This is a genomic window from Dactylosporangium sp. NPDC049742 (assembly GCF_040674675.1).
GTDB lineage: Bacteria > Actinomycetota > Actinomycetes > Mycobacteriales > Micromonosporaceae > Dactylosporangium > Dactylosporangium maewongense.
In genome coordinates, this window is record NZ_JBFANF010000002.1 from 276,093 (window position 1) to 290,330 (window position 14,238).

At 66.4% G+C, this 14,238-nt stretch carries 10 protein-coding genes; 5 read left to right on the plus strand and 5 right to left on the minus strand.

The genetic code is table 11. The annotated features are described in order from the left end of the window. The first annotated feature begins 175 nt into the window (after nucleotides 1-175). The 4 genes from AB0J72_RS04770 (at nucleotide 176) to AB0J72_RS04785 (ending at nucleotide 5,797) form a co-directional block, all read left to right on the plus strand. Nucleotides 176-580: a hypothetical protein gene (locus tag AB0J72_RS04770; protein WP_363394430.1), complete on the plus strand. Its 405-nt coding sequence runs from the start codon at nucleotides 176-178 to the stop codon at nucleotides 578-580. Continuing rightward, a complete protein-coding gene (locus tag AB0J72_RS04775; protein ID WP_363394432.1) occupies nucleotides 577-2,658 on the plus strand; it encodes a caspase family protein in 2,082 nt (693 codons plus the stop codon). Before AB0J72_RS04770 ends, AB0J72_RS04775 begins: the two co-directional genes overlap by 4 nt. Before the next feature lie 981 nt (nucleotides 2,659-3,639). Continuing rightward, the gene (locus tag AB0J72_RS04780) at nucleotides 3,640-4,779 is read left to right on the plus strand and encodes a DUF4365 domain-containing protein (RefSeq protein ID WP_363394434.1); all 1,140 of its coding nucleotides are present in this window, start codon (nucleotides 3,640-3,642) and stop codon (nucleotides 4,777-4,779) included. 181 nt (nucleotides 4,780-4,960) lie between these two features. Continuing rightward, nucleotides 4,961-5,797, plus strand: a complete 837-nt coding sequence (locus AB0J72_RS04785; protein ID WP_363394436.1) for a hypothetical protein — start codon at nucleotides 4,961-4,963, stop codon at nucleotides 5,795-5,797. 71 nt (nucleotides 5,798-5,868) lie between these two features. Here the strand turns inward: AB0J72_RS04785 and AB0J72_RS04790 are convergent, their stop codons facing one another. After that, entirely contained in the window at nucleotides 5,869-8,145 is a 2,277-nt protein-coding gene (locus AB0J72_RS04790; protein WP_363394438.1) for a S8 family serine peptidase, read from the minus strand. Between the two features lie 540 nt (nucleotides 8,146-8,685). Between AB0J72_RS04790 and AB0J72_RS04795 the strand changes: the two genes are divergently transcribed. After that, a complete protein-coding gene (locus tag AB0J72_RS04795; RefSeq protein WP_363394439.1) occupies nucleotides 8,686-9,267 on the plus strand; it encodes a hypothetical protein in 582 nt (193 codons plus the stop codon). Here AB0J72_RS04795 and AB0J72_RS04800 read toward each other — a convergent pair. The 4 genes from AB0J72_RS04800 to AB0J72_RS04815 form a co-directional block, all read right to left on the minus strand. Next, nucleotides 9,264-9,695 (minus strand): hypothetical protein, encoded by a 432-nt coding sequence (locus AB0J72_RS04800; RefSeq protein ID WP_363394441.1) that lies wholly within the window; start codon nucleotides 9,693-9,695, stop codon nucleotides 9,264-9,266. The two genes, AB0J72_RS04795 and AB0J72_RS04800, sit on opposite strands and share 4 nt — an antisense overlap. 13 nt (nucleotides 9,696-9,708) lie before the next feature. After that, a complete protein-coding gene (locus AB0J72_RS04805) occupies nucleotides 9,709-10,845 on the minus strand; it encodes a hypothetical protein (protein ID WP_363394443.1) in 1,137 nt (378 codons plus the stop codon). Nucleotides 10,846-10,973: 128 nt separating this feature from the next. Then, nucleotides 10,974-13,256: a TerD family protein gene (locus tag AB0J72_RS04810; protein WP_363394445.1), complete on the minus strand. Its 2,283-nt coding sequence runs from the start codon at nucleotides 13,254-13,256 to the stop codon at nucleotides 10,974-10,976. 62 nt (nucleotides 13,257-13,318) lie between these two features. Then, on the minus strand, nucleotides 13,319-14,137 hold the full coding sequence (locus tag AB0J72_RS04815) for a MerR family transcriptional regulator (RefSeq protein ID WP_363394447.1): 819 nt from the start codon (nucleotides 14,135-14,137) through the stop codon (nucleotides 13,319-13,321). Nucleotides 14,138-14,238: the final 101 nt, after the last annotated feature.

Below are 14,238 nucleotides of genomic sequence, written 5' to 3' on the forward strand. Positions count from 1 at the left end.
AGGGCGGCAGGCCTACCACGTCGCCATCACATCACGACAGACATCCACGCCACGTTGCGGCTCAAGCGAACACCGACGTCGCATGAGTGATGAGGCGTTCGTCCACCAAGACGAGAGTGTCATCAGCCGAGTCGATGAGCCGTGGCCTGCACGGACACCGCTAAGCTCTCCGACCATGGACGCGATCACCCATGGAGGTGCGGAAATGTCCGAAACAAGGCACCTACTGGTAGCAGTCGATGGCGAAGATCTAAGCACTGACGAGCGAGCGGACCTTGGCCAACAGCTCAGGGATGCGCTCCTGGAAATCGATCTTGCCGAGATTGACGTGGCGAGGGAAGCTCAACTTCCTCCTGGCGCCAAAGCAGGTGAGACACTGACTTTCGGCGCGCTCGCCATTTCGATCGCTCCTGTAGCGTTCACGCAAGTGGTTGGCACGATCACAGCATGGCTCCGTCGGCAGCGAAGCGACATTGAAGTCGAGATAGACGGTCATCGCCTGCGGGGTGCAATGACGGCCGCCCAACGCGATGCGATCGTAGCGGCCTATCTTGCACGAGTCACCGAAGAGCAAAGTTGAGTGGCTCATCAGCCAACGCAGAGGGTCGTCGCCAGCGCCGAGCCCTCCTGCTTGCATGCTCGAAATATGCGGACCCCGGACTTTCTGCACTCCGCTCACCTTCGGCCGACATCGAAGCACTCGCGCGAACCCTGAGCGATCCTGAAGGATCGAAGTATCACGTTGAAAGTCATGTGGATGTGACCTCATATGAGGCACAAGTCGCAATAGATAAATTCTTCGGTAGTGCAAATACTCGCGACCTTCACCTGATCTATTTCTCCGGACATGGCGTCCTGGACATGCGCGGCCATCTCCATTTTGCGTTCTCCAACACGCAACGCCAGGTTCTCAGTTCGACGTCACTGTCTGCCGAGTGGCTTCGCGACCGCATGACCTCCAGCAGATCCAGAAGTACTGTCGTATTATTAGATTGCTGCTTCAGCGGCGCATTCCCGCACGGGATGCGGGCGCGATCGGGCGAAGAGGCGAACGTTGCCTCCCTCGTCCCCGACGTCGCCGAAGGTAACGGAATTGCTATTCTTACCGCTTCTGGCAGGACTGAATATAGCCTTGAGGAAATCGACGACGAGTCTGGCCTTCCACCCAGGCCGTCGTACTTTACGGAGGCGGTTGTCGCTGGCATTGAGAGCGGCGACGCCGACAGCGACCGGAATGGCAAGATCACCGTCGACGAGCTGTACGAATATGTCTATCAACGCGTAGCTTCAGGACCATCTACTCAACGGCCCAACAAGCTCGGCTTCGGAGAAGGTCGCGTCGTAGTTGCGGACGTCAAGCAGACAGTCCGAACATCTTCACGCACTCCAAGCCGAGACGAACTTCACGCTGCCGGGGCAGATTCTGAGACCGATACACGCTCGCCGAGTTCCCCGAACCACCCACCCCTCTCGGGCGAGTCCCCACATCCAGCACAGCTCACGCCTCGCGACGTTACGAAGGTCAGGGGACTTCTCGGGAAATTGGCATTTGACGGCGAATGGGTGACTGTTACCAAGGAAGGAATTGGGCCGCGAATGAAGGGCTCAGTTCGTATACCCGTGCAGCACATCGATGAGATAATCATTCGACCCGCCACCGGCCTGATTCACGGGTTCATTCAGTTCACACTAGTAGGCAACACGGAACACGGAGTCTTGGGCAAGCGCGAAAATCCGCGACGACCAGGTCCAGAGCATCCGTACTCCATGTCGTTCAAGCGGTCCTCGAATGCGGAGATTGCAAAGATCCACAGACTCATCAATAGGGCCCGTGGGGTGCCGGAGCCAGCGCTAGACCCGGAACGCAACGTACGTAGCCCTAGAAATGATGCCGGAAGCATTCTCCCCTCTTCGACGTCGACTCCTACCGAGTTTCGGCCAATTCAGGCAGATGATGCGCAAAGCGGCCGCGATGACGGCGCCTTGATTGCCAAGATCCTGCCTCTCTATGCACTGAGGGGCATAATTGAAGCGGAGTTCAATCTTTTTCAATGGATCACGCCTTGGAGGCAAGAGTGGGATCTCATCGCCCGAGGCCTGAAACCTCCGACCGATCATCTGACGCAATGGTTCCCGAAAGTCGCGCGATGCCTCGGATCCCTCGCAGTGGCTCCCCACTTTCCAGAGGGTCGACTGATACCTACGCCGACTTACGTCGCCGGCTTCACTGAGGGGGTTCGCCGCAGCTGGCTAAGCGCAGTCCAGGCAGGCCTGTTACCGGGCATCCCGAGCGTCCTTTTCGCTTGGCTTGAAGAACCCGTTCCGCACGGGTCGAAGCCGAGAGCATTACTGACCCTGAACGACTTGAGCCGCATCGCCCGCCGCCAAAAGTCGATCGTCGCATTGATGCATACGCGGCAGATTGCGCTATGGATACTCGTTGCGTTGTTTACGTTTGGAGAAGTTGTTAGCCTGTCGATAACTTTTACCGGCGGCTGGAAAGACAGCGCTGCAAATACAATAATCGGTAACTTAATGTGCTCTATTCCACTGGCTGCATTCATTGCAGCTGCGGTGCTCGACTTCCGTCGGTCCAAAAGGATCCGCCAGAGGGGCACTGAGACGCCACAACACGGCCCGCCAGCCGTTCCACGCTGACCGAGGCGCATCATCCCGCGTTCAGGCAAGAATCCCGAGTGGAGGCTCCCGCCCGGGACTCTTGCGTCGGAGCGCCCTACGCGGGCTGATAGCGCCGAACGCCTCGTCAACGTGGTCGCGAAACGAAGCCTTGACCAGCAGTTCCGCAGTCAAGGGCTTCGTTCGTATGTCCGGCCGTCACGGGCCTTTCACGGCCATGATCCGCCAGTCGCGTCCAATACGCGTCCAAGATTTCCGGGGCTCGGTGGCCCAGCGCAGCTCCGCCTACCCGTCGAGGCACTTGGCGTAGATCTCCAACAGGACCTCGACGGAGGAGCCAGCCCAAACCCGCGCCTCATGCCACAGCCGGTTGACGGATCCCGCAGGGCGGCTCGTCCGCGTTCCACTCCTCCGTGAAGCAGCAGCCCGTTCGGCGCCGTCCAAATTCACCGATGGATCAGTTGAGTGCGCGGTCATTCCGGCGGCTTGGCACCGTGCGTGTCAGTGGTTCCCCGCGGGCGTTGTCGGCTGCTGGCCTTGATGACGAAGTCTGCGGGACGGTAGGTGTCTAAGTGCTCTGACCACAAAGTTCACGGTGTTGGATGACACGCCGCTCAGCCCCGGACTGGGCGGCGTGTCTGCGTTGAGGCTGTGCCGGTGGCAGAGCTCGTGCGTGTGCGGCGGCAAGCTGACCAGGAAGGTCGGCAGCTGCTATGGACAGCCCAGCAAGGAACCGGATCGGCTTGGCGGGAACAGCGTGCAGGGTGATCGCTCACCTCGTGCAGGTCGAGGAGGACTCAATCCGGCAGGTCATTCACAGGTCCAACGAGATGGGCATGGTCCCTCTCAACCCTCGGTAGGCGGGTGGCCGCCCTCGCCGATGTTTCTTGGTCGTCGACCGATTGATTTTGCCCGAGCCTTCGGGCGATGACCGCCGGCACACGGGAACGGCGGCTTGTGCTCTAGTGTTTCTGCAACTTCCGAGACGCAGGGAGAGTCGACGTGCCCAAGGTTTCGAGCGGACGGCGGGCGGAAACTGCCGCCGTCAACGCCTTGAAGGCGCTGCTGGAGAGCCGGAATCTCATCGTCCAAGACATCGACCAGCGGAATGATTTTGGCGAAGATCTGTATGTTCAGTTCACCCAGGATCGTGAGGTCACCGGTGACGTCATCAAGGTCCAGGTAAAGGGAGGGACGTCGTGGCGTCGCGCCGGCGGATTTGGCGTGCCAGTAGGAGATCATGCGGCAGTCTGGGCCGACGGGAACCTCCCCGTGATCTGCGTCGTACACGATCCCGACCTGGGCAACCTGTACTGGGCGAACGCGACTGACCAGCTCCTGAACGCGCGGCGCAAGTTGGTCCTGCTCAAGGCCATATTTGTCAGCGAAAACGACGTGCTCGACGGCGACTCGCTCGAAGATTTCATCGCCGAGACCCGCAGGTTTGTAAATCGCTACCGAGGCAACCACGCGGTCCGCACCCAACTGAGCGAAATGTCCGGTGCGGAGTTCGGTGCGTCGGATGTCGTCCTGCACTTCGTCAACGAACACGGCGAAGACCTGATCTTTTGGCAGTGCCGAGGTGAGGGTTTCGCAACGCTGCTGCACAGCGACCTCGACTGGATACCGGAGTACATCGGACCCGAAATGCTGCGATTTGAAAGCTTTGAAGGGCATCCAGATCTCGGTGAAGTACCTGTACTCGGCGATACCGTTCTTGATCATGCCGAGGCAATGTGGATTGCGGCATGTTTCGCCGCGACGAACTGGGCACGAAAGCCAGCACCAGATCGCCAGCACGCCAGCATCCGGGCCGAGGTTGCCGACAACTACGTCGAACGGCAGGTTCTCAGGCGCATCACCGCAGAGCCCGATCTGCTGGTCCGGTCCGCAGCCGCGGTACATGTCTCACGCATCGCAGAGCCGGCCCTTGCCCAGGAGTTCGATGAACTCGAAGGTGATCCGAACATTGTCGACGAAGCGATGACGGCATCCGAAGCGACCTGGTGGGACATGTCCCTCGAGGCGAAACGTCTGGTCATCATGTATCTCATCGACCGAGTCACGATCGGCGCTCCGACGGACCCGATCAACCAGCAAATTCAGATCGCCTGGCGTTTAGCCCATCGACCGCAGGGCTGATCTGCGATCGGACCATCGAGCCGGGCGAGGACTCCGGCACATGCATCGGCCACCAACACCGGGGGCGTCAGCGTGGAGTTTGGGTCGGTTCGGGGATGACCGGTTTTTGTATCGGTGAGTGACCTGTCTCGCCGAGGGGGCGTGTGGTCCGCTTGAGGCTCATGGGCTTCGAGGAGGATCGATGGCTGGCAGGGTTCGGTGGCTGGGGCGGGTGGTGCTTGCCGGGTTGTGTTCCTTGCTTGTCGTGGGGGCTGTGCCCTCGGCTGCGCAGGCCGCGCTGGCGTTGACTCCGGATGTTCCCAACAACACCTTCAGCCCGTGGACGTGGAGCTTCAATGTGACGGTGCCGCGGTGGAATGTGGTCTTCGTGCATCCGTACCAAGGGGGTGACGAGGACCTGAGCATCACGCGGGCCGGGGTGCGGCTGGCGCAGACGGGGTCGACGCAGGTCAGTGAGCAGGCCGGCGCGCGGATGGACTTCATCGCGCTCAACAACCACTATCTGCCGCTGGGGGCGTACACCGCCAACACGACGACCTACAGCGGCAGTCCGGCGTACCAGATCATTTTCCGGCAGTCGGCGGGGACCATCACGCCGCATCCGTTCAATTCGCCGGTGCGGTTCGTTGCGGCGAGCACGAATGCCAAGGGGTACGCGATGCTCGGCACGATCTACGACCTGCAGACGCAGATCGGGCAGGACCTCATCATCTCGGCCGACACGCCGGGTGGGGTGTTCCTGGTCGAGGACTACTCCACCACTCCGATTCCGCATCCCGAGCCGCCGGTCTGCTGCGTGAGGATCTCGGCGATCTCGCGGTGGTTGTCGCTGGAGTTCCTGAAGGACAGCGAGCGGTGCATCCGGGTCAGCGGTGACGGTTCGCTGCGGGGGCTGGTGGTGCTGTTCCGCGACGGGCCCGGTGATGCGGCGCCGGCGACCCGGCGCTTCAACGTCGAGTACGCCACGACGGCGCAAGCGGAATCGCGCGGCTGCCGGTGGGCGACGATGCAGGAGTGAGTGACCGGTGAACAGGAACCGCCCGGCCCCCCTTCCACCGGGGGTGCCGGGCGGTTTTGGTGCTGTGTGGGCTAGGCCGAGACGTCGATCCAGGAGGCCCAGCTGTTGTTGTACTCCGCGAAGTTCGCGTGGTTGTCCGCGGAGCGGGTGTAGACCTGCGTCGAACGGTTCGACACGTTGAACAGCACCGAAGGCGCGGAGACCGCGGCGCCGCCGATGTTGTTCCAGCCGGACCAGCCCTTGTAGTAGTACACGTACTGGGTCTGGCCGCCAGTGGTCGCGGCGTACGCCTCAGTGGTGCCGTAGCGCGGGTTGTAGATCACGCCCGGGTCACTGGCGAGGCTGCCCTGAAGGTCGATCCAGTCCGCCCAGCCGTTGTAGTAGTACCGGTAGGCGAGCGTGTTGGTCGACGTGCGGGTGTAGACCTCGGTGGTGCCGTACGTCGGGTTGAAGATGACACCCGGGTTCCCAGCGACGGTACCGCCCAGGTCGAGCCAGTCGGACCAGCCCGCGGAGTAGTACCGGTACTTCAGCTTGTTGTCCGTGGTGCGGACGTACGCCTCAGTCGTGCCGAACTTCGGGTTGTAGAGCAGTGCCGGGTCGCTGGCGACGTCGCCACCCAGGCTGAACCACTGAGACCAGCCGTTGGAGTAGTAACGGTAGTTCAGGGTGCCGTCAGCGAAACGGGCGTACACCTCGGTGGTACCGAAGCGCGGGTTGTACAGGATGGCCGGGTTACCCGCCAGGTCGCCCTCGAGATCGATCCAGCCCGACCAGCCGTTCTGGTAGTAACGGTAGGCGAGGTGGTTGTTCGAGAGGCGAGCGTAGACCTCGGTGGTGCCGAAGCGCGGGTTGTACAGCACGGCCGGGTCGCCCTGCGTGTTGCCACCCAGGTCGGACCAGTCGGACCAGTCGGTGCCGGCCTTGTACGCGTACACGATCTTGTTGTCCGTCGTGCGGCCGTAGACCTCGGTCGTGCCGAAACGCTGGTTGTTGATGCCAGCGGGCTTCGACGCGATCCTCGGCGGGTCGTTCTGACGGATGTAGAGCAACCGGTTCGCCGTGCTGCTCGCAGCGTAGGGCGGGTAGTTGTTCCACATGTCCAGCGCACCGTTCGTGGCGCTCTGGACGAGCGCCTGACGCACCTGCGACGGGGTGTAGTTCGGGTGTGCCTGCAGGATCAGCGCGGCCGCGCCGGCGACGTGCGGAGACGCCATCGACGTGCCAGGGAGCGTGTACGTGGAGCTCGGTGTGTAGATCCACGCCGACGTGATGTCGACGCCGGGCGCGAAGATGTCCACGCACGGCCCGTAGTTGGACCACCAGACCGGGTACTCACGCCCGTCGCCGGACCAGATGAACGAGGCACCGACCGTCAGCGCGTCGGGGACCCTAGCCGGCGACTGGTTGCAGGCGTTGAGCGGCAGCGGGTCATCCTCGCTGTCGTTGCCGTTACCGGCGGCGACCGCGTAGGTCAGCCCGGACGCGATCGACCGGGCGACAGCCTCGTCCTCCGTCGGAACGATGACCGAGGCGCCGAGGCTCATGTTGACCACGGCCGGCTTGACCGCGTTCGCCGTGACCCACTCGATGCCGGCGAGGACCTCGGAGTTGTAGCCGTAGCCGTAGCAGTCCAGCACACGAACCGAGACGAGCTTGATCTGCTTGGCCACACCGTACGTGGTGCCGCCGAGCGTGCCGGCCACGTGCGTGCCGTGCCCGTCACAGTCGGAGGCGTTGTCCGGCGCGTTGTGCTCGGGCGTGTTCGCCGGCGTGCCCGGGATCGGCCGTGCCGCCCGGTCGACGAAGTTCCTGCCCCAGGAGGCGCGACCGACGAACTCGTCGTGCTCCTTGTACAGCCCACTGTCGAGCACGTACGCCGTCACCGACGACGCCGTGTTCGGGTAGGTGTACTGGTAGTTCCTCGCCAGGCTGCGACTGTCGATCCGGTCGAGGTTCCAGACCGGGTTGTTCTGGGTGTCCATCTTGTGCTGCAGCACGTCGTGCGAGACGGACGCCACCGACGGGTCTGCCGCCAGCCGCTGGGCCTGGTCATCGGAGAGACCGCTGACCGCGTAGCCCTTCAGCGTGAGGCTGTACTCGCTGGTGACCTTGCCGCCGTGGCGCGACGACAGTGCCTTGGCCAAGCTGGAGACGTTGGCCTTCGACTGGGTCGTGTTCAGACCGCTGAAGGCCTTGCTCTTCAGCAGGACGACGTAACCACCCGGCAGGCTCTGGTCCGCGCTTCCGAGAACCTCACCCCTGGGTGGATTCACCACTGCCGCCGATGCCGGCGTGCCAGTGGTGAGCACGACACCCGCGGCGGCGAGCGTCGAGACGCCCACCATCGCCCAGCGCCGCGGCCGGCTTACGAGCCGTCCATACGCAGCCCTTTCCATGCCCTTTGTGTTGATGGTTATTCCCTCCCCATGAGGATCACCCGGCGGACATCGACGGTTCACGCCAGAAGGGTGATCGGAATAGAGAGAGACTAAGTGGACGACCCCGTTCTCGGCCACCCCGTTCGGGTGTTCATGTCGTGAAGATCGGACGAAGGGACTAGCCGCGTGTTAGCCGAGGCGGCGAGGGCCCACGGCGGTTTGATCCTGACCGTATGCTTCGCCCGACGTCCGGCCTAGGAGCGCAGCATGTCCGATCCATCCCAGTCCCTGCCCCAGCAGCCTCCCTACCCGCCGGCCGCACCTTCTCCGTTGCCGCCGCAGCAGGTGTACGAGCAGCCGCAATTCGGGCAGACGCCTTACGGGCAACCGCAATACGGTCAACCGCAGCAGGCCCAGTACGGTCAGCCACAACCGCAATACGGACCGGCGCAATTCCACCAGCCACAGTGGACACCGCCGCCCGCCAAGAACCGTACGGCGCTGATTGTGAGCATCGTCGCAGTCGTCGTGGTCCTGCTGTTCGGCGCGGCGGTGACGGTCGCGTACAAGCTCACGCGCGACGACGAGCCGGCCGCGACCGCCTCCGCGGCGAGCACGGCCGGTGGCGGCGGCGAGAAGCGGCTGCGCCTGACGGCGCCGGCGACCGTCGGGTCGTGGAAGAAGGCGAGCAGTCAGGAGCTCGCCGACAAGCTGAGCGCCGCCGGCACCGTCAGCCTCATCGACGAGCCGTTCGCGGCCCAGTACGACAACGGTGGCGTCACCGCGGCGATCTGGGGCGGGACCGGCAAGGACATCCGGTTCGACTCGGCGCAGGAGCTGTTCACGGCGTTCGTCAAGGGCGCCCTGACGATCACCCCGGGCACGCCCGGGACGACGTCGCCGGTCGACCCGGGGCTGATCGGCGGTCAGGCGTACTGCGTGGCCATCAAGAGCAGCGGCGCCGGTTCGTCGGCCTGCCTCTGGTTCGCGGATCAGCTGACGGTCGGGTTCGTCTTCACCGGCGGCGAGCCGGACGCCGCGGGCGGGTACGTGAAGGAGATGCTGTCGGGCCTGGTGACCTTCGGCTAACGGTCCGGCACGCCGAGGTTGAGCTCGGCGGTGGCGAGCATGCGGGCGATCTCGATCCGCGGCTGCCGGAACTCCATCGCCACGACCTGGAACGGGTCGACGACGTGGACGGCGCCCTGCGCGTCGGTGGCGCTCAGCACGTACCGGTAACCGCGCGGCGCGTTCGGGGCGGGCCGGACCTCCCAGGCCGCGCCGAGCCGGGCCGCCATGACGCGCGCGACGAACGACACGAGGTCGGCGTGCAGGGTGACCCAGTCGTCGGTCTGGAACTCCGCCAGGGGCAGCCGGTTCACGTACACCTGCAGCAACGGCACGACGGAGACCGGGTCGCGCTCGGCTTCGCCCGCGGGGGCACCGACGAGCTCGGCGATCGCGGCGAAGTTCTTCCGCGAGCCGGCGGCCCAGTCCTCCAGATCGGCGTCGGTCACCATCGACAGCCTTTCAACGGTTGCGCAGACGGGCGAGGAACGAGCGTGGCGCCGGCCGCTGACCCACGACGGCCGCGGGCCGTTTGGCGGCTGCCGGCCGTTTGACGGTGGACGAGGGCGCGGTGATCAGGCCGCGGGTGCGCAGCTCGGCCCAGATCCACGGCGGGCACAGCCCCCGGTAGCCGCGGAACTCCTCCAGCGGCACCCGGGTCGGCCGCAGCTCCAGCCAGCTCTCCTTGCTCAGCACGCCGCGGCACCGCTCCAGTGGCAGGGGTAAGTAGTCGTCGAGGCGCGACTTGTCCTGGCTGGTGATCTTCAGCACGTCGGCGCCGCCGGTGTCGGCGCTCAGCACCAGCACCGGGCGGTCCTTGCCCTCGTCGTCGTCCTCCTCGAAGGTCACGAACGCGTTCCACACCTCGTGCGTCTTGGGCACGCGGGCGGCCGGGTCGCGGGCCGGCCGCGGGGCCACGTCGGGACGGAACCGGCGCAGCACCGCGACGGCCAGGACGGCGGCGGCGAGGGCGAGCAGCGGCAGGGTCAGCAGCATGATCGCCACCGTGGTGGTGGAGGCGGTGCGGGGGTTGCCGGCGACGGGCACGTGGTTGACGGCGGCCCACGCCCCGACCAGGCCGACGGCCGCGAGCACCACCCCGGCCCGCACGAACAGGTGCACGACGCCGTCGATGTCCGCGAACTGCCAGACGGCGATGCACACCACCAGCGCACCCAGGGTCACGGCGCCGCCGGTCCAGAAGTCGAAGACCCGGAAGCCGAGCGCATAGGCGACGCACTTGGCGGCGACGCAGCCCGCGAGCAGGATGCCGGCGCGGACGAAGATCTGGCCCGCGCTGTTTCCGCCGGGCGTGCGGAAGCGGCGGCCGAGCACGAGGGCCACGACCGGCGACGCGACCAGCCCCGGCCAGATCGCGCCGGCGTCGCTGTGGCCGAGCAGCACGTCGGCGGGCAGACCGATGACGGCGGCGCCGCCGAACCAGGCGGCCACCACGATCGGCAGCAGCACCCAGCCCAGCGGCGTGAGGAACAGGGCCCGCGACTCCCACGCGATGACGCACACCAGGCCGAACCCGATCGCGGCGGCGATGAAGAGCAGCGCCCCGGTGCCGTTGAGCAGCCCGTCAGCGACGGCCATGCGCGCTCCTCCCCCACACGGTCGGCATCAGCCTGCCATAGACCATTGTGTCGCCGGTACGGTCCGCGCGGGCCCGACAATTCGCACTGTCGCGACCGCGTCACACCCAGTCACGCGGTCGCGGTGCCTCACGTGAGGTCGTCGAGCGCCGCCGCCTCCGACACGGTCTCCTCCGGCAGCTGCGGCGCCGGCGACGGCCACGGCTTGAGGCCCTGCACGACGGTGCCGTAGAAGGCGTCGAGCGCCGTGATGACGCTGTGCACGAAGGCCCCTCTGACGCCGGACCGCCTGGCGCCCATCGGGGTGCTCCGGCTCAGCTTGAAGGTGGTGATGTCCAGCGCCCGGTCGACGATCAGGACGGCCGGTCTGGCCCGGGCGTCGCCGAGCCGCTCGCAGGTGGTCTCGGTGCGGCCGGTGAAGCCGACCTCGACCACGACGTCGTTCGGGGCCTTGTCGAGCTGCCTGAGCAGCCAGGACACCCGCCGCTGCGAGCTGCCTTCCTTCGGGGCGGCGACCTGGACCGACACCTTGACCTGCCCGCGCCCGACGTCGGCGGCGAGGGTGACCAGCCCGGCCGCGCCCGGGATCTTCAAGGTCGCGTCGAGGACGCCGTCGACGGCGAGCTTCGAGACGACCGCGGCCTGCCGGGCGGCCGGGTCCACGGCGAGCCGGCGGGGCAGCGGGCTGGTGACGGTGACCCCGAGCTCGGCGGTGAGGTGCAGGCAGAGGAACCGCACCAGCCGCAGCCACGCGTCGGCGACCGCGGGCACCTTGCGGTCGGCGGCCCGCAGCGTGCCGGCGACCGCCGCGTCCCGGACGGTCGCCCACGCGGCGCCCATGTCGTCGAACCCGGACGCGCCCGAGCGGGGGTGCTCCAGGTACTTGATGAACTCGGCCAGAATCCACGCCTGGACCGGCGTCTCGACGCCGCGGTGCGTGAGCACCATCCTGGCCTCCTGCAGGACCTCGGCCCACGACAGGTGCAGCATGCCGACCTTGCGGATCTTGCGCTTGTCCACGTCGACGGGGTGCTCGCCGGCGCCGGGGGCGATCTCGTTGGACAGCGTGACGACCGCGTCGTAGCCCCGGATCCGGGCGACGTCGAGGTACTTCTCGACCTGGTCGCGGCGCAGCTGGGAGGTGCCGGTCTTGACCTCGAGCAGGCACGTCCACAGGCGGCTGCCGCGGGCGACCCTGATGACACCGTCCGGGACGACCTTGCGGTCGGCGAGCTCGAACTGCACCTCGGCGAACGTCTCCACGGTGCCCGCGGGGGCGCCGAGCCGGGCGACGATGCCGCGGGCGAACGGGCGGACGGCGTACATGGTCGCCAGCAGCGCCGACGTTGCCCGCTTCTCCTGCTCCTCGGCCGCGCCGACACCGGCGACCGAGAAGAGGCGGGCCGCCGCCCAGTTCGTGCCGCCGGCCAGGACGGGCACCGGCGGCATGATCCTGGTGGTCCGGGGTTGTCTGGTGCGGACCGTCTTCGCCCGGCTGGCCGCCGGAGCGGCGCCGGCGGGTGCCGCGGCCACGGGCACCGGTTCGTCGAGCGGCGGCTCGGGCTCGCCGGACACCGCCGCGTCCGCGCCCGCGTCGTCCACGAAGTCCCCGACGTCCACGGCTTCCGCGTCGGCCTCCTCCAGCACGGACGTCGTCTCGTCCAGCAGCTGCGCGTCCATGTCGTCCGCGCCGGTCGCGTCCAGCAGCTCCGTCCCGGTCTCCTCGAGCACGGACGTCGTCTCGTCCAGGATCGGCGCCGGCAGGTCCGCGGCGTCCGGCGCCGGCTCGTCGTCGACGCTGACGCCGAAGTCGGTCGCGAGGCCGGCGAGGCCGGTGTCCCAGCCCTGACCGACCGCGCGCAACTTCCAGGCACCGTTGCGCCGGTACACCTCACCGAACACGAACGCCGTCTCGACCGTGGCGTCGGTGATGTCGTACCGGACGATCGGCGCGCCCCCGTCGTCCAGCGCCACGAGATGCATGCCGCTCAATTCGCCGAACGATCCCCGGTCGAGACTCGCGGCAATCGCAATGGTGTCGACATCCCCGGGCACCGACTCGAGGTCGACCGCGATCCGCTCTTCCACGCCGCCCTCGGTGACGCTCGCACCGAGGTGCCGCACCGACCCGTCCGCCGAGGTCGGCTGGTTGTAGAAGACGAAATCAGCGTCCGAACGGACCTTCCTACCGGCCAGCAACAATGCGGATGCGTCGATTGCTCGCTCGTTCTCGGAATCCTGCCATCCGACGACGATCTGCAATCCACTCGTGTCGGTGGGAAGTTCGAGATTCGCGCCTTTGGTGATGCTCCGGGCCTCCATCCCGGCAGTATCGAGCAGCGAATTGCCGTGACGGAACCACGCATGCGCAAACATCGCTGAAGAGCGGATCACGTGCAGCCGATGGGCCATCGATCACTGGCCGACAGGTGCCCACCACCGCCCGTAGTGGGCACCTCATCCGTACAGGCGGATCAACCGAGGGGAAAGGCGATGTCGCAGACCTCGTCCGACGGGGCAGCGGCGCCGAAGTCGGCGAAGTAGACCTCGCGGGGTGAGGAGCTGACCGGCAGGCCCTGGGCGGCGACCCACTGCGCGACCGCGTCGAAGGCGGACAGGATCTGCGGGTACGCGACCTGGGCCTTGATGATGCGGGTGTACGCCTCACGGTGGGCGGGCTCGACGCGGACGGCGCTGTCCAGGGGGCCGGACGGGTCGACCGGCAGGCAGATCTCGACGGGGCCGTCGCTGTCCTCGTTGACCTCGCCGTGGTAGACGATGAAGCAGGGGCCGGTCATGCCGTCGCCGTGGCCGGTGGCGGCCTTGAGCAGGCGGCCGATGGCCTCGTCGATCCAGGCCTGCAGCTCCTGGGCGTTCACGTGCCGCTGTTCGGTCAGCACCGTCTGCTGGGGCACGTCGCGGACCTGTACTTCGTACATGGTGAGTCTCTCCCGGTCGTCGAGCAGCCGGCTGCGCAGGTGGGTGACGAGCTCGCGGCGGACCGCCGTCGCGTGCTCCTGGGCGGTCCAGTAGTCACCGATGAGGCCGGCCCGCGTCCGCGGGTCGGGTGCGGCGACGATCGCGGCGACGGTCGCGAGGGGCATGTCGAGGCGGCGGAGCCGGGCGATCAGCCTGGCCGTCTCCAGCTGCTCCTCGCGGTACCAGCGGTAGCCGTTGTGCTCGTCGACGGCGGCGGGCAGGAGCAGGCCCTGCCGTTCGTACAGCCGCAACGCCTTAGGGGAGAGCCACGACCGCCGCGCGAACACCCCGATGGTGAGCAGCTCCTCGTCCACCTGCGCTCCTTCCGGGCCGGGCGGACCGCCCGGCGCGATTCAGGGTCGGCCTTGCCCAAGGGGCAAGGTCAAGCCGCGCCGCCGGCGGCGGAAATGCCGGT

Excerpts from the sequence above, each read along its gene's own strand:
- AB0J72_RS04770 (WP_363394430.1), top strand. The coding sequence starts at position 176 with ATGGACGCGATCACCCATGGAGGTGCGGAAATGTCCGAAACAAGGCAC.
- AB0J72_RS04785 (WP_363394436.1), top strand. The coding sequence starts at position 4,961 with ATGGCTGGCAGGGTTCGGTGGCTGGGGCGGGTGGTGCTTGCCGGGTTG.
- AB0J72_RS04790 (WP_363394438.1), bottom strand. The coding sequence starts at position 8,145 with ATGGTGGGCGTCTCGACGCTCGCCGCCGCGGGTGTCGTGCTCACCACT.
- AB0J72_RS04805 (WP_363394443.1), bottom strand. The coding sequence starts at position 10,845 with ATGGCCGTCGCTGACGGGCTGCTCAACGGCACCGGGGCGCTGCTCTTC.
- AB0J72_RS04810 (WP_363394445.1), bottom strand. The coding sequence starts at position 13,256 with ATGGCCCATCGGCTGCACGTGATCCGCTCTTCAGCGATGTTTGCGCAT.